This is a genomic window from Nocardia sp. CS682, assembly GCF_004634405.1.
Lineage (GTDB): Bacteria > Actinomycetota > Actinomycetes > Mycobacteriales > Mycobacteriaceae > Nocardia > Nocardia ninae.
On the sequence record NZ_CP029710.1, the window covers coordinates 1,332,200 to 1,353,035 of the forward strand.

General features: G+C 67.4%; 18 protein-coding genes and 1 pseudogene. 5 read left to right on the plus strand and 14 right to left on the minus strand.

What is annotated here, in order from left to right; all coding sequences use genetic code 11:
- Positions 1 to 22: 22 nt before the first annotated feature.
- From DMB37_RS05610 to DMB37_RS05635, 6 genes are all read right to left on the minus strand, one after another.
- Entirely contained in the window at positions 23 to 2,725 is a 2,703-nt protein-coding gene (locus DMB37_RS05610) for an RNA helicase (RefSeq protein WP_135231786.1), read from the minus strand.
- 2 nt (positions 2,726 to 2,727) lie between these two features.
- Complete coding sequence (gene tatC / locus DMB37_RS05615) at positions 2,728 to 3,681, minus strand: twin-arginine translocase subunit TatC (RefSeq protein WP_135231787.1); 954 nt, start codon at positions 3,679 to 3,681, stop codon at positions 2,728 to 2,730.
- Between the two features lie 89 nt (positions 3,682 to 3,770).
- Positions 3,771 to 4,040, minus strand: a complete 270-nt coding sequence (gene tatA, locus DMB37_RS05620; RefSeq protein WP_135231788.1) for a Sec-independent protein translocase subunit TatA — start codon at positions 4,038 to 4,040, stop codon at positions 3,771 to 3,773.
- A gap of 147 nt (positions 4,041 to 4,187) precedes the next feature.
- Positions 4,188 to 5,225: a 2-dehydropantoate 2-reductase gene (locus tag DMB37_RS05625; RefSeq protein ID WP_135231789.1), complete on the minus strand. Its 1,038-nt coding sequence runs from the start codon at positions 5,223 to 5,225 to the stop codon at positions 4,188 to 4,190.
- Positions 5,222 to 6,199, minus strand: coding sequence for a YafY family protein (locus tag DMB37_RS05630; RefSeq protein ID WP_255508365.1), 978 nt, complete (start codon positions 6,197 to 6,199; stop codon positions 5,222 to 5,224). The genes DMB37_RS05625 and DMB37_RS05630 overlap by 4 nt, the downstream gene beginning before the upstream one ends.
- Before the next feature lie 64 nt (positions 6,200 to 6,263).
- Positions 6,264 to 7,259 (minus strand): YafY family protein, encoded by a 996-nt coding sequence (locus tag DMB37_RS05635; protein ID WP_135231790.1) that lies wholly within the window; start codon positions 7,257 to 7,259, stop codon positions 6,264 to 6,266.
- 89 nt (positions 7,260 to 7,348) lie between these two features.
- On the opposite strand from DMB37_RS05635, the gene DMB37_RS05640 reads away from it, so the two are divergent.
- Positions 7,349 to 7,645 carry an MTH1187 family thiamine-binding protein gene (locus DMB37_RS05640; RefSeq protein WP_135231791.1) on the plus strand — a complete coding sequence of 99 codons (297 nt, stop codon included), beginning with the start codon at positions 7,349 to 7,351 and terminating at the stop codon, positions 7,643 to 7,645.
- On the opposite strand, the gene DMB37_RS05645 is transcribed toward DMB37_RS05640, so the two are convergent.
- Together DMB37_RS05645 and pafA are read right to left on the minus strand one after the other, a co-directional pair.
- Positions 7,642 to 8,019, minus strand: coding sequence for a nuclear transport factor 2 family protein (locus DMB37_RS05645; RefSeq protein ID WP_135231792.1), 378 nt, complete (start codon positions 8,017 to 8,019; stop codon positions 7,642 to 7,644). The genes DMB37_RS05640 and DMB37_RS05645 overlap by 4 nt on opposite strands.
- A 111-nt stretch (positions 8,020 to 8,130) precedes the next feature.
- A pseudogene (gene pafA, locus DMB37_RS05650) lies at positions 8,131 to 9,488 on the minus strand (Pup--protein ligase).
- Between the two features lie 277 nt (positions 9,489 to 9,765).
- Here pafA and hutH point away from each other — a divergent pair.
- Complete coding sequence (gene hutH, locus DMB37_RS05655; RefSeq protein ID WP_135231793.1) at positions 9,766 to 11,445, plus strand: histidine ammonia-lyase; 1,680 nt, start codon at positions 9,766 to 9,768, stop codon at positions 11,443 to 11,445.
- 102 nt (positions 11,446 to 11,547) lie between these two features.
- Here hutH and prcA read toward each other — a convergent pair whose 3' ends face one another.
- From prcA to dop, 4 genes are all read right to left on the minus strand, one after another.
- Positions 11,548 to 12,309 carry a proteasome subunit alpha gene (gene prcA, locus DMB37_RS05660; protein ID WP_135231794.1) on the minus strand — a complete coding sequence of 254 codons (762 nt, stop codon included), beginning with the start codon at positions 12,307 to 12,309 and terminating at the stop codon, positions 11,548 to 11,550.
- 73 nt (positions 12,310 to 12,382) lie between these two features.
- Positions 12,383 to 13,243 carry a proteasome subunit beta gene (gene prcB / locus DMB37_RS05665; protein ID WP_135231795.1) on the minus strand — a complete coding sequence of 287 codons (861 nt, stop codon included), beginning with the start codon at positions 13,241 to 13,243 and terminating at the stop codon, positions 12,383 to 12,385.
- Entirely contained in the window at positions 13,240 to 13,434 is a 195-nt protein-coding gene (locus DMB37_RS05670; protein ID WP_107657679.1) for a ubiquitin-like protein Pup, read from the minus strand. The genes prcB and DMB37_RS05670 overlap by 4 nt, the downstream gene beginning before the upstream one ends.
- A 160-nt stretch (positions 13,435 to 13,594) precedes the next feature.
- On the minus strand, positions 13,595 to 15,094 hold the full coding sequence (gene dop / locus DMB37_RS05675; RefSeq protein ID WP_107657680.1) for a depupylase/deamidase Dop: 1,500 nt from the start codon (positions 15,092 to 15,094) through the stop codon (positions 13,595 to 13,597).
- A gap of 145 nt (positions 15,095 to 15,239) precedes the next feature.
- On the opposite strand from dop, the gene DMB37_RS05680 reads away from it, so the two are divergent.
- Entirely contained in the window at positions 15,240 to 16,454 is a 1,215-nt protein-coding gene (locus DMB37_RS05680; protein WP_135231796.1) for a DUF418 domain-containing protein, read from the plus strand.
- A gap of 54 nt (positions 16,455 to 16,508) precedes the next feature.
- Here DMB37_RS05680 and DMB37_RS05685 read toward each other — a convergent pair whose 3' ends face one another.
- Both DMB37_RS05685 and DMB37_RS05690 read right to left on the minus strand, forming a co-directional pair.
- Positions 16,509 to 17,264, minus strand: coding sequence for a DUF6882 domain-containing protein (locus tag DMB37_RS05685; RefSeq protein WP_135231797.1), 756 nt, complete (start codon positions 17,262 to 17,264; stop codon positions 16,509 to 16,511).
- A gap of 97 nt (positions 17,265 to 17,361) precedes the next feature.
- A complete protein-coding gene (locus DMB37_RS05690) occupies positions 17,362 to 18,072 on the minus strand; it encodes a TetR/AcrR family transcriptional regulator (protein WP_135231798.1) in 711 nt (236 codons plus the stop codon).
- Between the two features lie 99 nt (positions 18,073 to 18,171).
- Here DMB37_RS05690 and DMB37_RS05695 point away from each other — a divergent pair, with 99 nt between their 5' ends.
- Together DMB37_RS05695 and DMB37_RS05700 are read left to right on the plus strand one after the other, a co-directional pair.
- Positions 18,172 to 19,071: a diiron oxygenase gene (locus DMB37_RS05695; protein ID WP_135231799.1), complete on the plus strand. Its 900-nt coding sequence runs from the start codon at positions 18,172 to 18,174 to the stop codon at positions 19,069 to 19,071.
- A complete protein-coding gene (locus DMB37_RS05700) occupies positions 19,068 to 20,834 on the plus strand; it encodes a DUF4873 domain-containing protein (protein ID WP_135231800.1) in 1,767 nt (588 codons plus the stop codon). Before DMB37_RS05695 ends, DMB37_RS05700 begins: the two co-directional genes overlap by 4 nt.
- Positions 20,835 to 20,836: the final 2 nt, after the last annotated feature.

The window sequence follows — 20,836 nt, forward strand, 5'->3', positions numbered from 1 at the left end:
AATCAAATCACAATCGAATCCGCTACGCGGCGTCCACCGCGACGACACCCCGCCGGATCGCGCGCACCGCCTTCGCGGCGGTCGCGGCGACCTCCTCGTCGTCGGCGGTGTTGTGGATCTGGTCGAGCAGGTCGATCACCTGCCTGCACCAGCGCACGAAATCGCCCGCGGACAGCGGCGTGGCCTGATCACCGCTGGCGAGCAACGACTCGGCCAACCCGTCGCCGCGCGCCCACTTGTGCACACCGGTGACGAAACCCAGATCGGGCTCCCTGGTCGGCGGCAGCTTGTGCCGCGCCTCGTCGGAGCGCAGCTCGGACCAGACGCGGATGGTCTCGCCGATCGCGCGCCGGATCGGTGCCGTCGGCCCGGTCACGCCGAGATATCCACCGTCCTGGCGGGATTCGAACACCAGAATGGACACCACACCGGCCAATTCGGCCGGGCCGAGCCCGCGCCACAGCCCCTGCCGCAGGCATTCGGCGACCAGCAGGTCGCTTTCGGAGTAGATCCGGGCCAGCCTGCGACCGTCCCCGGTCACCTCGGATTCGTGCACGAACCCGCGTTCTTCCAGCAGGCCGAGGATCCGATCGAAGGTGCGGGCCAGTGAGTTGGTCGTTGCGGCAACTTTCTGGCGCATGGTCTCGGTTTCCCGGGCCAGCTTGTTGTAGCGCTCGCCGATGCGCGACATCTGCTCCCGATCGGCGCGGGTATGCGCCGGATGGGCGCGCAGACTGCGCCGCAACGTGGACAGTTCCCGGTCGTCGGCCGCCGACGCGCGTTTGCCGCGGCGCGGCCGTCCCGGCGCGGAAATGCCGGTGCTGCGCAGCGCCGAGGCCAGATCGCGACGGGCCTGTGCGGTCCGATGATCGACACGGCGCGGCAACCGCATGTGCCCCAACGCCTCGGCGGGCACCGGGAAGTCGGCCACCGACACCCGTCCGGCCCACTTGTCCTCGGTGAGCACCAACGGCCGCGGGTCACCCGGCGTCGCATCGGGTTCCAGGATGACCGCGAGCCCGGCCCGCCGCCCGGACGGGATCGCCACCACGTCACCGCGGCGCAACGCCGTCAGCGCCGCGACCGCAACCCCGCGCCGGTCGGACCGACCCTGCTGCTCGAGCTGCCGCTCCCGCTGCTTGATCCGTTCCCGCAGCGAAATGTATTCCAGGAAATCACCGTCGGCGCCGCCGAGCTGATCGCGCAGCTTGCGCAGCGCGGACTCGTTGCGTTCGATACCGCGGACCAGTCCGACCACCGAGCGGTCCGCCTGGAACTGCGCGAACGACCGCTCCAGCAGCGTGCGCGCTTCGGCGGCCCCCATCCGGTCGATCAAGTTGATCGACATGTTGTAACCGGGCTTGAACGAACTGCGCAGCGGATAAGTCCTGGTGGAGGCCAGACCGGCGACCGCACTCGTATCGACCTCCGGCTGCCACAGCACCACCGCGTGGCCTTCGACGTCGATGCCACGACGCCCGGCGCGACCGGTCAGCTGGGTGTATTCACCGGGGGTGAGCTCGGCGTGCGACTCACCGTTGTACTTGACCAGCCGCTCCAGCACCACCGTGCGCGCGGGCATGTTGATGCCGAGAGCCAGTGTCTCCGTGGCGAATACGGCCCGCACCAGACCCTTGACGAACAGTTCCTCGACGGTATGCCGGAACGCGGGCAACATCCCCGCGTGGTGCGCGGCCAGCCCGCGGTGCAGCGCCTCGCGCCACTCCCAGTACCCCAGCACCTCCAGGTCCGCCTTCGGCAGATCACCGGTGTGCTTCTCGATGATGTCGTCGATCTGTTCGCGGTCTTCCTCGCGGCTCAAATCGAGCCGGGAACGCAAGCACTGGGCCAGTGCCCCATCGCAACCGGCGCGACTGAAGATGAAGGTGATCGCAGGCAGCAGGCCCTCTTCGTCCAGCTTCGCGAGCACCTCCGGCCGCGGCAACGGACGGAAGTCACGCCGCGGACCACCGCGCCCGTTGCGCGGACCATTCCAGCTGTTGGCCCGATCGGCCGCCTCGCGCTGCTTGATGAACCGGACCAGGTCGCCGTCGACCAGCACCTTCTGATCGGTGGAATCGGTGTCGAACAGGTCGAACATCCGCCGCCCGACCATGACGTGCTGCCACAGCGGCACCGGCCTGGTCTCGTCCACCACCACCGCGGTGTCACCGCGCACGGTTTCCATCCAGGCGCCGAACTCCTCGGCGTTGGAGACCGTCGCCGACAGGCTGACCAGCCGCACGTCCGGCGGCAAATGCAGGATCACTTCCTCCCACACCGCGCCGCGGAACCGGTCGGCCAGGTAGTGCACCTCGTCCATCACCACGAACGACAACCCGCGCAACGCGTCGGAGGACGCGTACAGCATGTTGCGCAGCACCTCGGTGGTCATCACCACCACGGGCGCGCCCGGGTTGATCGACTGGTCGCCGGTGAGCAGGCCGACGCTGTCGCGGCCGTACCGCTCGGTGAGATCGGCGAACTTCTGGTTCGACAACGCCTTGATCGGCGTGGTGTAGAAGCACTTTCCGCCCGCGGCGAGCGCCAGATGCACGGCGAACTCGCCGACCACGGTTTTACCCGCGCCGGTCGGCGCGCAGACCAGGACGCTGTGTCCCTCTTCGAGTGCCGCGCAGGCGGTGCGCTGGAAAGGATCCAGGCTGAACTTCAGCTCGGTGGAAAACTTCGCAAGCTCGCCCGTATGCGACCGGTGATGTGTCACCGTCAGAGGGTATCGGAGTAGTCCGACATCGAGCGCCCGGTTTTATCCGGGGGTGTCATGATCGAATCGGCCGGGTCGATCGGATCGGGGCTGCTCAGCGTGGACGCTTCTTCGTCGGCCAGCGCGGCCAGGCTGTCGGCTTCCTTGCGCGCCTTGCGGATGTCGTTCAAGCGGGAGAACTGGATCGCGACCTCGAACAGCACCGTCAGCGCGAGCGCGAGCGCCAGCATGGAGAACGGGTCCTGCGGGGTGACGATGGCCGCGAAAACGAAGAGCCCGAAGGTGATTCCGCGCCGCCACGCCTTGAGCCGGGCGTAGGTGAGCACCCCGATGAGGTTCAAACCGATGATCAGCAGCGGGGTTTCGAAGCTGACACCGAAGATGACGAGCAGCTGGATGATGAAGCCGAAGTACTGCGAACCGCTCAGCGCGGTGATCTGGACGTTGTTACCGATCGTCAGCAGGAAGCTCAACGCGTGCGCGACCACGATGTAGGCCAACGCGGCGCCGGTCGCGAAAAGCACCGTTCCGGCCGAGACGAACCCGACCGCGTACTTGCGTTCCTTCGCATACAGACCCGGCGTGATGAACGCCCACAACTGGTAGAGCCAGATCGGCGCGGCGAGCACGATGCCCGCCGTCATGCCGACCTTCAGGCGCAGCGTGAACTGCTCGAACGGGGCGGTGGCGAGCAGCTTGCACGACCCGTCCGGACTGATCGAGGCGCGCGAGGAGTCCGGCAGCGAACAGTAGGGCCCGCGGAGGATATCGCCGAGGCTCTTGATGCCGAGGAACCCGTACTCGTACCACATGAACCCCAGCACGGTGGTGAGGAGAACCGCGGCGATCGAGACCAGCAACCGGTAGCGCAGTTCCTGCAAATGCTCGACCAACGACATGGTGCCGTCGGGATTGGTCCGGCGCTTGCTGTGCCGGGGATCGAACGGGATTCGCATGGTGGGTGATTGCCCCTGGGTTGAGAAGCTCGGCAACAGCGCACGGATCCCGGAGTGAGCCGCGACTCACTCCGGGTCGAACAGCCCGCTCAGAGCGTCTTCGGCTCGGCCTGGGGCTGCGGGGTGACCGACGGGGTGACCGGCTGGGCCTGCGGCAGTTGCTGAACGGGCTGCTGCTGCGCCGGCGCCTGCGCGTCGGACGACTCCTTGCCCTCGTTCTGCATCTGGCTGACCTCGCTCTTGAAGATGCGCAACGACCGACCCAGGCTGCGGGCCGCGTCGGGCATCCGCTTGGCACCGAAGAACATCACGAAAACGACCGCAATGATCAGCCAGTGCCAGATGCTCAGACTGCCCATGATTTTTACCTCCCAAGACTGGTGATGGTTCTGATGCTACCGGAGGGTGACGTGCGCGAACGCACCGTCCGGCCGCTCGGCGCACTGGGGAGCGCTAAGTCACGATGCCCTGTTTGCCCGATGTTCACCGGAGCTGGGCGAGCTCGGTCAACGAGCGCTCGCCTGCGCGGCCCGCAGTTGTTCGAGCAATTCCGCGCCGGTCCAGGTGCGCCGGTCGCCCTGCTCGGCGGCCACGATCAACTCGATCAGCCGCTGATTCACCGGCGTCGGCAGGCCGACCATCGTGCCGAGGCTCACGATTTCCCCACAGAGCCAAGAGATTTCGGTCTTGCGGCCGAGTTCGAGATCGTCCGCCATGGACGAACGCGCCATCGGATCGATGGCAAGTACCCGGCCGAAGACACGCCGGAAAATGCCGTCGGGGACGGTCAGCAGCCTGGTCATCAAGGCAGGCGGCACGGGTGTCAGCCGGGCGGGCGCAATTCGCGCCCTGTTCATCACCGTGAGCGCCTCGCGCTGGGTCAGCGCCAGACAGCGCCGATAGTTCCGGTCGCCGAGTTGCTCGCGCAGCGGCCGTCCGGACAGCGCGTTGATCGGATTGTTCAGGTTCAGCAGCAGTTTGGCCCACTGCACCGAGCGCAGTTCCGGGTAGCGGCGCAGCGCCAGCCCAGCCTGCTGGAAGACGTCGAGGAACGGTGCCAGCGCCGGATCGTCCTGCACGGCGAGCCCGCCCTCGGTGCCGCGATGGAAGCGGCCGCCGGGGTGGTGCACCACGTTGAACAAGACCATGCCGGCCAGCACCACGCAGTTGGGCAGGATCTCCCTGATCACGGTGTCGTTGCCGATGCCGTTCTGCAGGCTCAGCACCACCGTGCCCGGCCGGATCTTGCCGGTGAGCTCGCGTACCGCATCCGCGGTCGCCGCTGATTTCACGGTGACCAGCACGATATCGGCCGAGCCGATGTCGTCCGGTTCGGTGGCCACCCGGAAACGGTCGGGGGTCAGTGTGTCGTCGCCGCCGTCGAGGTCGGTGAGCCGGACACCGGACGCGGTGATCTCGTCGAGCAGCCTCGGCCGGCCGACGAACGTGACATCGGCGCCCGCCACGGCCAGCTTGCCGCCGACGAAGATGCCGATGCTGCCCGCACCGATCACCATCACCCGGCTCGCCGCGCCGGTACTCATCCCACCTCCTCGAATCCGGCGGCCGCGTAGGCGGCCAGCGCGGCATTCGAGCGTTCGCGCACCGCCGCAACCAATTCCGGCGGCCCGAGCACGGTGACGCTCGAGCCGAAGCCGAGCAGCAGGCGCGCCATCCAGTCCAGCGTGGCGAACCGCATCGTCGCCTCCAGGCTGCCGTCGGGGTGCACGGCCAGCCGATGCATCGGGTATTGATCGAGCACCCAGGCGTAGTCGCCGTGAATACGCAAGCGCGCCAACGGAACCGCGGGATCGTCCTGGAACAGGTCGAGCGCGGCGGACTCCTCGGTGGCGTGGCTCGGCGGCCTGGCCGGTTCGTCCAGTTCGACGGCGTCCTCGATCCGGTCGAAGCGGAACAGGCGGACGCCTTCGGCCTGCCTGCACCAGGCCTGCAGGTAGCTGTTGTTGTCGACGAGCACGATCCGGATCGGATCGACGACGCGTTCGGTGACGACATCGCGGCTGGCCGAGTAGTAGACCAACCGCAACGCGCGCTGCCTGGCCAGCGCCGACCGCACGGTGGCGACGGCGGGGGCCTCGGTCGGCGGGGTGCGGGCGTCATCGAGCTGGCTGCCGGAGCCGCCTGCGATAGCCGACTCGATCTTGGCGATGGCGGCGTGCGCCGCGGTCGGGTCGACCATGCCCGGCATGTCCACGATCGAGCGCAGCGCCACCAGCAGCGCGGTCGCCTCGGTGGAGGTGAGCCGCAGCGGGCGGTCGATGCCCGCGGAGAAGGTGACCTCGATGCTCTCCTCGGAGAAGGAGAGGTCGATCAGGTCACCGGGGCCGTAGCCGGGCAGGCCGCACATCCACAGCTGGTTGAGGTCGCTCATCAGCTGCTTGGTGGTCACGCCCAGATCCGCCGCCGCCTCCGCCGCGCTGATACCGGGGTGCGCGATGAAGTACGGAATCATGTTCAGCAGTCGCGAAAGTCGAACGGAAAGTCTAGAAGAACTCACGACCCCACCTCGCCGGCCCAAGGCCCCGCCGCGCCGTGCCTTCGGTTCACTCGCTGACGCTGGTTCACGCTCTGACCTCCGTGCGATCGAAAACCGAGCGCAACCGCGCGACCACATCGGTACGCAGGTCCTCCGGCGCGAGCACGACCGCATCCGGGCCGAGTCCGGTGATCAGACGGGCAATCCAGTCGCGAGACCGAACCGGTAGCTCGACCACCGCGCCGACCCGGCCGCCGATGGTGCGTTCGCCGGTCACCTGGCCGATCCGACGGAGTTCGCGCCCGCGCCCCTCGGCCACCCACACCGTCGCCGTGAAACTGACCGGCGCCGAGCTGGTGACCCGGTCGACGATCGTGCGCAGGTCGATATCGTCCGGTTTGCGCACGACGTTCTCCGGCCCGTAGGCGGTCACGTCGTCGCCGATCCGGGACAACCGGAAGCTGCGGACCGCGTCCCGCTGCCGGTCGTGGCCGACGAGATACCAGCGCCCGTGCCGGGTCACCACACCCCAGGGCTCCACGTCGCGCATCAGATAGGGCGCGTTGATCGCGCCACGATGTTCGAACCGCACGGCTTGGCCCGCGTCGATCGCCGCGAGCAGTTTGCCGAGCACCGGCTCCGAGCCGCGGGTCCGCGCGGGCACGGCGGGAACCGAGGCCACCGCGGCGTCGGTCTCCACGTGGATGCCGGCGGCACGCAGTTTGAGCAGCGCCCCGTCCGCCGCGGCGGCCAGTTCCGGCGATTCCCACATCTGCACGGCGACCGCGACGGCGGCGGCTTCCTCGTCGGACAGGTCGATCTCGGGCAGCTCGTAGGCGTCCCGGTTGATCCGGTAGCCCTCCACCGACGTGTACCGGCCGACCGGTCCGATCTCCAGGGGTATGCCCAGGTCACGCAGCTCGTTCTTGTCCCGCTCGAACATTCGGCTGAACGCCTCGTCGCTGGCGGACTCCTCGTAACCGGCGACGCTGTCCCGGATCCGCTCCGCGGTCAGGAACTGCCGGGTCGACAGCAGCGCGATGACCAGATTCATCAGCCGCTCGACCTTCGATATCGCCACCCGATAGAGGGTAATCTGCCCGGCACCGCGCGTGCGCGTCGGCGCGCGATTCCCTCGATCACAGGTCACCACGCGGCAGAATCGAGGGCATGATCATCGCTTTCTCAGTGACCCCGCTCGGCACCGGCGTCGATGTCGGCCGTGCCGTGGCCGAGGCCGTCCGGGTCGTGCGCGCCAGCGGGCTGCCGAACCACACCGATGCCATGTTCACCACCGTCGAGGGCGAATGGGACGAGGTGATGGGCGTGGTGAAGCAGGCCACCGACGCGGTGCTCGCCGCCGCCCCGCGCTGCAGTCTGGTGCTCAAGGCCGACATCCGGCCCGGCGTCACCGACGGGATGACCTCGAAGGTCGAGACGGTCGAGCGCTACCTCGCCGAGGGTTAGTCCGGGATCGGCGTCTGCTGATACAACACCAACTTCCACTCGCCGCCCGCGCGCAGATAGACACTCGACATCAGCCCGCGGAAGGCCGGTGTGTCACCCTCGCGATACGCGACACCGGTGTAGACGAGCACCTTGCTGTCCACCCCGCCGTCGACCACTCGCGGCTCGAGAATTTCGTAGGTCCGCCACGGCGGTGAATCGTTCAGCGCGGCAATGACTTCCGCACGCCCCAGCACCATCCCGTGCGCGAGCACCATCACCGCATCCCCGGTCATCAGCAGCCCGTAGAAATCGGCCCCGGTGCCGTCACACAGCGAGTCCCAGCCCCGCCGCTCGACCTCGAGCAGCTCATTGAGAAGTTCCGTGTCTGCCATACCCCCACCGTAGGCACAGTCACGGCAACCGACATCCACCCAGGTAAGGGATTCGCCGAAAAGGTCCGACGGCGACCGATACCCGATTGCTCGGGTCCGGTCGCCCCGTCACTACATGGAGGCGATGAGCCGGTCCACGCGTTCGTCCACCGAGCGGAACGGGTCCTTGCACAGGACCGTGCGCTGGGCCTGGTCGTTGAGCTTCAGGTGGACCCAGTCGACGGTGAAGTCGCGGCCGGCTTCCTGAGCGGCGGTGATGAAGTCGCCGCGCAGTTTGGCCCTGGTGGTCTGCGGCGGGGTGTCGACCGCGGCGTCCACGGCCTCGTCCTCGGTGATCCGCTTGGCCAGACCCTTGCGCTGCAGCAGGTCGAACACGCCGCGGCCGCGCTTGATGTCGTGGTAGGCCAGGTCGAGCTGGGCGATCTTCGGGTCGGACAGCTCCATGCTGTAGCGATCCTGGTAGCGCTGGAACAGCTTGCGCTTGATCACCCAGTCGATCTCGGTGTCCACCTTGGCGAAGTCCTGCGCCTCGACGGCGTCGAGGGTGCGGCCCCACAGGTCGACGACCTGGTCGATCTGCGGGTCACGGTCCCGGTTGCGCAGGTGCTCGACCGCGCGGGCGTAGTACTCGCGCTGGATGTCCAGGGCGCTGGCCTGCCGACCGCCCGCGAGCCGCACCGGACGACGACCGGTCAGATCGTGGCTGACCTCGCGAATGGCACGAATCGGATTGTCCAGGGCGAAGTCTCGGAACGAGACGCCCGCCTCGATCATCTCCAGCACCAGGGCGGCCGTGCCGACCTTGAGCATGGTGGTGGGCTCGGCCATGTTCGAGTCGCCGACGATGACGTGCAGGCGGCGGTACTTCTCCGCGTCCGCATGCGGCTCGTCGCGGGTGTTGATGATCGGCCGCGAGCGCGTGGTCGCGGACGAGACGCCCTCCCAGATGTGCTCGGCACGCTGGGACAGGCAGAACGTGGCCGCCTTCGGCGTCTGCAGGATTTTGCCCGCGCCGCAGATCAGCTGACGGGTCACCAGGAAGGGCAACAGCACGTCGGAAATCCTGGAGAACTCCCCGCGCGCACCACGAGAAAATTCTCGTGGCAGCCGTAGGAGTTGCCCGCGGAATCGGTGTTGTTCTTGAACAGATAGATATCGCCGCCGATGCCTTCTTCGGCAAGCCGCTGCTCGGCATCGATCAGCAATTCTTCGAGGACCCGCTCGCCCGCTCGGTCGTGGGTCACCAATTGGTGCAGGCTGTCGCATTCGGCAGTCGCGTACTCCGGATGGGACCCGACATCGAGATAGAGCCGAGCACCGTTGCGGAGGAACACGTTCGAGCTGCGGCCCCAGGACACCACCCGGCGGAACAGGTACCGGGCTACCTCGTCGGGGGACAGCCGACGGTGACCGTGGAAGGTGCATGTCACACCGAACTCGGTCTCGATCCCCATGATTCGTCGCTGCACACTATCGACATTACAGCCATGTCATGCGCCCGCGTGGGGCTGCGGACAACACGATCGCATACGTCTTCACAACGATTCGGTCCGGTTTGCCCGGATTCAGCGTCCCGCACCACCTTGGACACCCTTTTCGCAATCCACGAGCCACCGCGCCGCCGCCGCGGATACCATTCGATCCTCCTGCGTGTGTCCCGACCTCGGCATGCGCCGGTGCGCAGCGTCATGGCTACCGCTTCAGCGAAGTTCGTTTGTCCCGATATCGACGACGAAGGTAGGCCGAATGCGAAAATGGATCAGGGTGGCGGCCGTCACGCTAATGTGCGCGCTCGTTTCGCAGGGCGTGGTAGCCGCCGAATTCGACGACTCGCCGCCGACCGAACTGATCGCAGTCGACGGCGGACACCTCGACTGGCCGACCATGCTCCGGGTGCTACGCGACGACAACCTCACCGTTCGGCTGGCCGACTCGGCCCGGCAGCGGATGAACACCACCCGGCAGGGCGCATTGGATTCCGTCGCGGCCGGTCAACGCGTCTACGGCTGGAATCAGGCGCTCGGCCCGCTGAAGGACCGACCGCTCGAGCCGGACCAGCAGCGCGAATTCCAGCGACGCATGCTGCGTTCGCACGCCGCGGGCGTCGGGCCCATGCTGCCGCCGGGCGTGGTGCGGCTGGCCCTGGTGCTGCGCGCCAACTCGATGGCCAGGGCCGCGATGGGGGTGCGCCCGGAGGTGGTGGACCGCATGCTGTCGATGGTCGAGGCAGGCGTGCTGCCGCTGATGCCGGAGATCGGCTCGCTGGGCACCGGCGATCTGCAACCGATGGCAGCAGCCGGGTTGAGCATGATCGGCGAACACAATCCCGTCCTGTTCCGTGGCAAGCAGGTCGCGGCGAGCATGGCGTTTCGCGCGGCGGGCCTGCCGGAGCGGTTCACCCTGGAGTCCGGCGAGGCGCTGCCGCTGATCAGCGGCGGCAGCGTGGTCACGGCCCGCTTCGTCGAGGCGATCGACCGCGCCGAGCACGACCTGCACGGCTTCGCCGCCGCCTTCGCCCTGTTCCTGGAGGCAACCAGGGCCGAGCAGGGCGCCTTCGACGAGCGCACGCATACCGAGCGCAACCTCGATCACGATATCGACGGAGCCGGGGACATCCGCTCGATGGTGTGCGGCACCGAATGGATGACCGATCAAGGCCGCGAGCGGTCCGGCGATGCGCATCCGCGTATCCAGGACGCCACCTCGGTCCGCTCGACCCCGCACGTGATCGGCGGGCTGCGACACAGCCTGGAGACAGCGCGCGACACCGCCCTGCGCGAGGCCAATGCCTCCACCTCCAACCCGCTCATCTTCGAAAAGGACAGCGGCGGATACGAATTCGTGATGGGCGGCAACTGGGCGGTGACCCGGATCGGCGCGCAGATCGACGCGTTGAACGCGCAGATCGCGAACCTGGCGATCCTGTCCGAAGGGTTGTCCGGCCGTCTGCTGGAACCCAAATGGAGCTACGGGGTGCCCGCGAATCTCGCGGGCGGGGAGATCGGGCTGAACTCCGGCATGGTGCAGGCGCAGACCGTTGCCGCCGCCTTGATACCCGAGATCCAGGTCAGAGCCCATCCCGCGAGCACCATGTCCCGGCCGGTGAAGGGTGGTCAGGAGGATCTCAACACGATGGCGATGGCGTCGATGCGCAACCTCGCGGACAACCTTGATCGGCTGGATATCGTGCTCGGCGTCCAGATTCTGATGGGCGCGCAGGCGGTCGATTTGATGCGAGAACGTATGGGCGAGTTGCGCCTCGGTTCGGGTACCGAGGCGGTGCATGCGGTGGTTCGTCGGCGCATCCCGGTGCTCCATGACGACCGCTATCTCAGCCCCGACGTCGACGCGGCCATCGCCCTGGTCCGCGAGGACGCCTTCACCCCCGCTTTTCGAGCCGCCGACGAAACCCGCTGCGCCGCATAGCCGTAACGCAACATGGCGGCGTGGTCACCAGAACGATGAAACGGGCCCGTGCGACGACTGCCACTGGGGCGGCATCGCACGGGCCCGGACTTCTGAACGGCGTTACTCGGCTTCGGGAGTCTCCGCCGGTTCCGCCTTGGCCTTGCCCTTCTTGGCCGGGTTCAGCAACTGCTCCAGCGCGGAATTGGTGACCCGCCGGAACGCCCGTCGCGGTCGCGCCTGCTCCAGCGCGGCGACCTCGAGCGAACTGACGCCGAGCACCCGCTTCTCCTTCTCCGCACCCTCGGGGACGCCCGCTTGCAGCGCCTCCACCGCAACCTTGATCGCGGCCCCCAGGTCGAGACCCGGCTTGTAGGACGCCTTCAACGCGGTCAGGATCGGCTCGGTCGTGCCGCCCATGACCACGTATTCGCGCTCGTCCACGATCGACCCGTCGAAGGTGATCCGATACAGCACCGTCGTCGGCGGCTGCTCCGGATAGCCCACCTCCGCCACACAGATCTCCACCTCGTAGGGCTTGAGCTGATCGGTGAAGATCGACCCGAGGACCTGGGCGTAGGCGTTGGCCAGTGCGCGGCCGGTCACGTCGCGGCGGTCGTACTGGTAACCGCGAATGTCGGCCTGCAGGATTCCGCTGCGGCGCAGGTTCTCGAACTCGTTGTATTTGCCGACCGCGGCGAACCCGACCCGGTCGTAGAGCTCACTCACCTTGTGCAGCGTCGCGGACGGGTTCTCCGCGACGAACAGCACACCCTTGTCGTACACCAGGACCACGACACTGCGACCCCGACCGATGCCCTTGCGCGCGAGCTCGGTCTTGTCGCGCATGATCTGCTCGGCCGACGCGTAGTACGGCAGTGTCATGCTGTGCCCTTCTTCACATGCCCGAGGGACCCTCCGTGGTTACGCACGCTGCCTCCTCCGGGCCCTGACCCGGTCATGCGGTGGCCCTCCCTTCTTCGGCAGCCTCGCGATCGGCGACGATCCCGCGAGCGATCGCTTCGAGGCGGTCCTCGGTCACCTCGACCGCACCTTCCTCGTCGATGACGATCGCCGTCGGATAGATCCCGCGCATCAGATCGGGACCACCCGTCGCGGTGTCGTCGTCGGCCGCGTCGAACAGCGACTCGACGGCGATGCGCAAGGCGCGCTCCTGATCAATTCCCTTGGCGTACAGCTTCTTCAGCGACCCCTTGGCGAAGACCGAACCCGATCCCACCGCGGCGTAACCGAACCGCTCCTCGCTACGTCCACCCACCACGTCGTACGAGACGATGCGGCCGACCCGGTCCGGGTCGGTGGCATTGACGTCGTACCCGACCAAAATCGGAACCACCGCCAGCCCCTGCAGGGCGGCGGGCAAGTTCTCGCGCACCATCTTCGACAGCTTGTTGGACTTGCCGTCGAAGGTCAGGGACACGCCCTCGAGCTTCTCGTAGTGCTCCAGCTCCACCGCGAAGATCCGCACCATCTCGACGGCCATGCCCGCGGTACCGGCGATGCCGGCCGCGGAGTAGCTGTCGGTGATGTAGACCTTCTCGATGTCCCTGCTGGCCAACAGGTTTCCCTGGGTGGCCCGCCGGTCACCGGCGATGAGCACGCCGCCGCGGTAGCTGATCGCGACGATGGTGGTGCCGTGCGGCGCGATGTCCTTGGCGCCGGTGGCACTCAACGTCGCGCCGTCGACCATCCCGAACTTGTTGCCGGGCAACATGTCCGGAGCGTGCATGCGGAGGTATTCGGAGAAGGACGAGAGGGCGTACCCCAGGTGGAGACGCGAGGGGTCACCTACTGTCACTGGCCGCCTTTCTGAACGTACGCACGGACGAAGTCTTCGGCGTTCTCCTCGAGCACATCATCGATCTCGTCGAGCAGGTCGTCGGTCTCCTCCGCCAGCTTTTCGCGGCGCTCCTGACCGGCGGCGTCTGCACCCTCCGGACCATCATCCTCGTCGCCGCCCCCGGCGCGCTTGGTCTGCTCTTGTGCCATGGCAGCCGACCTCCTCTGTCCTCATCATGACCGGAGCTCAATTCTGAGCACGGCCCCGGTCATGAGCAATGTCCGTGCTCGTTCTTCAACACTACCCAGCCGAACCGACACGATGTCGTATTCCGTCCCGATGTACGTCGAGTCGGTAGCGGTCCTGTGATCAGGTTGTGAGCTGTTCCACAAGATCGGCGGCCGAGGTGACCCCGTCCAGCAGCTTGCCGACGTGCGCCTTTGTGCCGCGGCGCGGCTCCAGGGTTGGGATGCGGACCAGCGAATCGCCGCCGAGGTCGAAGATCACCGAATCCCAGCTCGCCGCCGCGATGTCGGCGCCGAACCGGCGCAGGCATTCGCCGCGGAAGTAGGCGCGAGTGTCGGTGGGCGGGTTGGTCATCGCGTCCATCACCTGCTGCTCGGTGACGAGCCGTTTCATCGAGCCGCGGGCAACCAGGCGGTTGTACAGGCCCTTGTCCAGGCGCACGTCGGAGTACTGCAGATCCATCAGGTGCAGTTTCGGGGCCGCCCAGCCCAGTCCCTCGCGCTGGCGCATGCCCTCGAGCAGGCGCAGCTTGGCCGGCCAGTCGAGCAGGCTCGCGCACTCCATCGGATCGCGCTCGAGCAGATCCAGCACCATGGCCCAGTTGTCGATGATGTCCTGCACGCGCTTGTCGTCGTTGCCGGTGCGGTCCATGAACTTGATCACGCGGTCCAGGTACACCCGCTGCAGGGCCAGGCCGGTGAGCTCGCGTCCGTCGGCGAGCGCGACGGTGGCGCGCAGCGTCGGGTCGTGGCTGATCGTGTGCACGGCGGTGACCGGGCGGGCCAGTTGCAGATCGGTGAGGTCCTCGCCCGCCTCGATCAGGTCGAGCACCAGCGCGGTGGTGCCGACCTTGAGGTAGGTCGACATCTCGGCCAGGTTGGCGTCGCCGATGATGACGTGCAGCCTGCGGTACTTGTCCGCGTCGGCGTGCGGCTCGTCGCGGGTGTTGATGATGCCGCGCTTGAGGGTGGTCTCCAGTCCGACCTCGACCTCGATGTAATCCGAGCGCTGGGACAGCTGGAAGCCGGCGGTATCGCCGGACTGCCCGATGCCGACCCGGCCGGAGCCGGTGATCACCTGGCGGGACACGAAGAACGGGGTGAGGCCGAGGATGATCTGGTTGAACGGGGTGTCGCGGCTCATCAGGTAGTTCTCGTGGGTGCCGTAGGAGGCGCCCTTGCCGTCGACATTGTTCTTGTACAGCTGCAGGCGCGGGGCGCCGGGCACGCTCGACGCATGCCGTGCGGCGGCCTCCATCACCCGCTCGCCTGCCTTGTCCCAGATGACCGCGTCCAGCGGATCGGTGACCTCGGGCGCGGAGTACTCGGGGTGGGCGTGGTCGACGTAGAGCCGGGCACCGTTGGTGAGGATCATGTTCGCCGCGCCGACCTCGTCGGCGTCGATCACGGGCGCCGGTCCGTTCATCCGGCTCAGGTCGAAGCCGCGCGCGTCGCGCAGCGGCGACTCCACCTCGTAGTCCCAGCGGGTGCGTTTCGCGCGCGGCACACCCTCGGCGGCGGCGTAGGCGAGGACGGCCTGCGTGGAGGTGAGGATCGGGTTGGCCGACGGCTCGGTTGGGGTCGAAATGCCGTACTCGACCTCGATTCCGATGATGCGCTGCATAGGTCGAGCCTAACGGGCACCGCCGGGCGAAGTCCGTCGGCGGCCCGCGCCGGGCCGGGGACGACGGCGGTGGAGGTCGATCTCATCCCGCACGTCGTACTTCCGGAGGATTCTCGCGGCCCCAGGTCGGCGCGATAGTCGGTGCATGACCGAATCTCTCGCCACACCGCACGCCGACGCGGGGCGACACCGCGCGGCAGCCGCGCAGGCACCGGCCGGGCGCTCGCGCTTGGTCGCCTTGGATGTGCTGCGCGGTATCGCGATCCTCGGCACCCTCGGCACCAACATCTGGATCATGACCAACCCCGAAGGGCTCATCGGCTACGTCGATCAGTTGAACGGACCCGCGAGCGGCTGGATCTGGGCCGAACGGGTGCTGCAGCAGCTGGCCCAGGGCAAGTTCCTCGGGCTGCTCACCATCATGTTCGGCATCGGGCTCGCGATTCAGCAGGCTTCGGCGCAGCGCGGCGGGCGACGCTGGCCGGGCAAATATCCGGTGCGCGCGGGCCTGCTGTTCCTGGACGGCCTGCTGAACTTCCTGTTCATCGCGGAGTTCGATGTCTTGATGGGGTACGCGATCACCGGTTTGGTCGTCGCCTACGTCCTCGCGACAAGTGAACGGGCGCAACGGCGTTGGCTGATCATCGCGGCGGGCATCCACGTCGGCATGCTCACGTTGATCGCGCTGGCCATGATGTTCGCGCCGGAGCAGAGCTCCGAGCCACGCCCACCGCTGGACCCGAATCCCTATGCCGACGGGTCGTTCTGGGACCTGGTGGTGTTCCGGGTGCAGCAGGTGGTCGAGTTCCGGGTGGAGACGGTGTTCGTGTTCGCCATGTCGATCGCGCTGTTCCTGGTAGGCGCCCGGCTGTTTCGGGCCGGGGTCTTCCGGCCCGAGGGCGCGGCGCTGCGTAAACGGCTGCTGATCATCGGTTTCGGTGTCGCGGCGCCGATCGACCTGATCGCCGGCGTCGCGGGCGGCGGTGACCTGTTCCTCTTCACTCGCTACGGCACCGCGCCTTTCGTGTCGCTGGGCATCCTCGCGCTGGTGGCGCACTTCTATCTGCGCAGGCCACACGTCGGATTCGTGGGCCGACGGCTCACCGAGGTCGGCCGTACCGCGCTCAGCTGCTACATCCTGCAGAACCTGGTGGCGTCGATCCTTTGCTACGGCTGGGGTTTCGGCCTGGCGGCCCGCGTCTCGGCCGACGCGCGGGTGCCGTTCACCGTGGGGATCTACCTGCTGGTTTCGCTGATCATCGTGACCGGTGCGCACCTGTGGTTGCGCTGGTTCGAGCGCGGGCCGGTCGAATGGGCTTGGCACCACAGCTTCCTGGTGCTGACCGGCGGAAAAGCCTGACCGAATCCGGAGGGGAGATGTCCGGCCCGCGGAGCCACGTGGGCCGGGCGTCCATCACAATGAGTTGGCGGACTGCGCTTTCGGTGCCGACGGCAACTCGATGTGGTCGATGACCACCCCGACGTCGAGGTTCGCGACGCGCCCCGCGTCGTCGAATTCGATGGTCCCCGCCATACCGGCGCCGCTGAATTCGAGCAATCGATTGCCCTCGAGAAATCCGGTGACCAGCCCCCGCCTGCTCAGGTAGCTCTGCGTGGCCCGCCGATGGTCGACCAGCGGCAATGCGTTGATGCCGTGGGCGAGTACGCGCGCGAGGCCCGCCGCGCTGGGCGGCGGTAACTCGAACGCCGGGTGCTCCACCAGAAACGCCACGCAGGTGCCGTCGGTGACCCCGCAGTACGAACTCCAATGCCCGGAAATCACTTTCGCGGCGTCCAGCAGCAGGGTCGCCACCTGGTGCGGCTCCGGTGTGGCGCGTCCGAGCGCGACCGGCATTTCCGCGGCGCACAATTCGGCGACGCCGTAGCGGAAACCGAACTCGCGCACCATGCGCGCGACCGCGATCAGCGGCGGCGCGAAGCCCCACGGATTAGCCCAGGCCCACAGCCACGTGTCGGCGTCGGCGGTGCCGAGCAGGTGAAAGTTCGTGCACACGAATGTCTGTTCTTCGCCGATGAATTCGAGCCGCCGCTCCTCCATATCGGCCTGCCACCGGTGCGGACCGAGCAGTTCCTCGACATGTAGGCGATGCTCGAGCGACAGCAATCCCGCGTCGTCGAGCAGCCTCGTCAGGGGCACAGGTTCGGACACCGGCATGAGCGTAGTCAACGCACGCCGCGTCGTAGGCATCCTCGCCCGGCGCTGGTTTCGTGTCGAAATACATCGCCCGCGATCGCTGGGCCCGGAATTACTCGGCGCGCAACGCTTCCGGACGGGCCAGTAGATCGCCGACGACCACGTCGCGTTCCAGTGGCACGCCGAGGCTGCGGGCGTTGCCCTCGAAGAGCGCGAGCACCGATTCGGTGAGGATGCCCTCGACCTGATCGGAGGCGAGGGTGCTGTTCGGGTCGGCGCGCCAGCTGTTCACCACGCCGTCGACGAAACCGATGATGCCGAAGGCCATCGGACGCGCGCGGCCCGGGTCGATGCCGAAGCGGGACAGCCAGAGGGCGAACAGGTCGGCCAGCCGGCCGCCGATCCGGTCCTTGGCACCGGCCAGCGACGAATCCCCCTGCGGCACCGCGCCACCGATGAAGCGGTGCAGGTTCGGGTGGCGTTCGACCCAGCGGACGTAGGTGCCGACGGCGCCGCGGACGGCATCACGCACGGTGCCGTCGGGGTGCAGCTTCGGCATGATCTGCGCCAGTAGCGATTCCAGGATCTGGCGGCGGATCTGCTCGTCCAGATCGGTGCGGCCGTCGAAATGCCGGTAGACGACCGGGCGGGGCAGGTTCAGGCGGTCGGCGATCTGCTGCACCGACACCTCGACACCGTGCTCCTCGATGACGGTGATCGCGGCGTCGATCACGTCGGCCCGGCGCTGCGCCTTGTGCCCGTTCCAGCGGGTCGCGCGCCCGTCGGAGACGGGAGGCTCGAGGTTTCCGCTGGTCGTGGTCACAGAATCACGATACCCGCACGACGGTTGACTGCGACAGAGTGTCTCACTAATCTGAGTGTGACAGCTTGTATCGGTTAGTCGACATGTTGGAGAGCAGTCATGGGCAACGAAGCCGCACTGATCCCCCAAGAGTCCTTCGCGCAGCGCCTACTGGCCGGATCGGTCAAGAAGTCCTACGACCCGGTGGTCGACATGGACTGGGACGCGCCGCTCGATCCGGACAAACTCTTCCTCCCCGCGGAGGTGGTCTCGCTGTACGGCACCGAGCTGTGGGAGTCGATGACGCCGCAGCAACAGCGCGAACTGTCCCGCCAGGAACTGGCGAACGTGCTCTCGGTCGGCATCTGGTTCGAGAACCTGCTCAACCGGCTGCTGTTGCGCGAGTTGCTCGCCGACGACCCGACCAGCAGGCATTCGCATTACACCCTCGTCGAGATGGGTGACGAGTGCAGGCACATGATGATGTTCGGCAAGCTCATCGACCGCATCGAGGCCCGGCCGTACTGGCCGCGGCGCGCGGGCAGGCTGGTGATCGGCGTGCTGCCGCTGTTCCTGCGCGGCTCGATGACCTGGGTCGGCGCGCTGGTCGGCGAGGAGATCTTCGACGCGATCCAGCGGCGCACCCTAGACGATCCGGAGTTGCAGCCCTTGGTTTCTCGCGCGATGCGCATCCACGTCACCGAGGAGGCGCGCCACATCGGCTTCGCCAGGGACGCGCTGGCCCGCATGGTGCCGACCATGTCGCGGGCCGAACTCGCTTACACCAGGCTGTGTGTCGCGATCGCGGCACCGCTGTTCGTCTACCTGCTGACCAACCGGCACATGTACACCCGCGCCGGTTTGGACGGGCGCGCGGCCAGGCGGATCGCCACCAAGAATCCGGACGCCAAGAAGGCGCTCGGCATCGGCGCCGCGAATCTCGGTGTCTTCCTGCAGAAGCAGGGCCTCATCGGGCCGGTCGGCGAGTGGATCTGGCGGCGGCAGGGGCTGCTCGCATGATCGAGAACCCCGAAATCGTCATTGTCGGTGCCGGTTTCGGTGGTATCGGGATGGCCATCGAGTTGCGCAAGGCGGGCATCGACGATTTCGTCGTGCTGGAGAAGGCCGGCGAGATCGGCGGCACCTGGCGGGAGAACACCTATCCCGGCGCGGGTTGCGACGTGATGTCGCTGATGTATTCGTACTCCTTCGAGCCGAACAAGCGGTGGACGCGGATGTTCGCCCGACAGCCGGAGATCCTGGACTATCTGCGCCGCACCGTCGACAAGTACGACCTGCGCAGGCACCTGCGCCTGCATGCCGAGGTGGTGACCCTCGACTTCGACGACGCCGCCGATCGCTGGGATGTCGGCCTCGCGGACGGGCGGCACTTCCACCCGCGAGTGGTCGTGATGGCGCCCGGACCGCTGCACGAACCCTCGGTGCCGGACTTCCCCGGCCGGGACACCTTCCGCGGCAAGAGTTTCCACTCGGCCGAGTGGGACCACGGCTTCGACCTGAGCGGCAAGCGGGTCGCGGTGATCGGCACCGGAGCCAGCGCGGTGCAATTCGTGCCACAGATCGCCAAAGAGGCGGCGCACCTGACGGTGTTCCAGCGCACCCCGCACTGGATCGTGCCGAAACCGGACCGCCCGCTCTCCCCCGTCGAACACCGGATGTTCCGGTATCTGCCCGGCGCGCAACGGCTCTACCGCTGGGCGATCTACTGGGGCTACGAGTCGCTGATTCCCGCGTTCATGAACCCGGAGCTGATGCGCCGGGTGGAGACGGTCGCCCGCGGCCACCTGCACCGCCAGGTCCGCGATCCGGAGCTGCGCGCTCGGCTCACTCCGGACTACCGGCTGGGCTGTAAGCGAATCCTGGTGTCCAACAACTTCTATCCCGCGTTGCAGCGGGACAACGTCGAGCTGGAGAGCACGCCCATCGCGGGCCTCACCGAATCCGGCGTGGCCACCGTCGACGGCGCCGAGAAGCCGTTCGACGCGATCATCTACGGCACCGGCTTCAAGATCTCCGACCGCTTCGCCGACCAGCACATCGTCGGCGCCGCCGGCCTTACCCTGCAACATGCTTGGCGTAACGGAGTGGAGGGGTTCCTCGGTGTGGCGGTCAACGGTTTCCCCAACCTGTTCCTCATCGTCGGCCCGAACTCCGGCGGCGGGCACCAGTCGATCGTCTTCATGATCGAGGCGCAGGCCCGCTATATCCGGCAGTGCATCGAGTTGCAGCGCAAGACCTCCACCACCCGGATGGAGGTGCGGGCCGCAACCCAGCACGAGTTCAACCGCCGGACCCAGGCGAAACTGGCTGGTACCGTGTGGAATTCGGGCGGTTGCCAGAGCTGGTATTTGGACGAGCACGGTGTCAACCGGGCCGCATGGCCGGGCTCCAGCGTGTCCTACTGGCGCACCATGCGTCACCCGGACCCCGGCCACTACGACCTCACCGTGGCCGCGGATCGCGAGCCGGCACACGAATATTCGGGACCCGCCACGCTCGACTCCCCCGGTTCGCTACTGACGGTGACGGTGACGCTCAGCGGGCACGCCGACCCGATCGATGGCCGATACCACTGGTATGGACGCATCCGGGCCACCGACGGGGCCGACCTTCCCGATCCGGGTCGCGCCGAGGTGTTCCTGACGCTCCCCGGCCGCTTCCCCACTGCGGGGCGGCTACAGGAGCGCGACCCCTGGGGCAACCTGCGCATCGTTGGCGTCGGCGACCCGCCGTTCGCGCTCGAGCCTGCCGAAATAACTTGAGC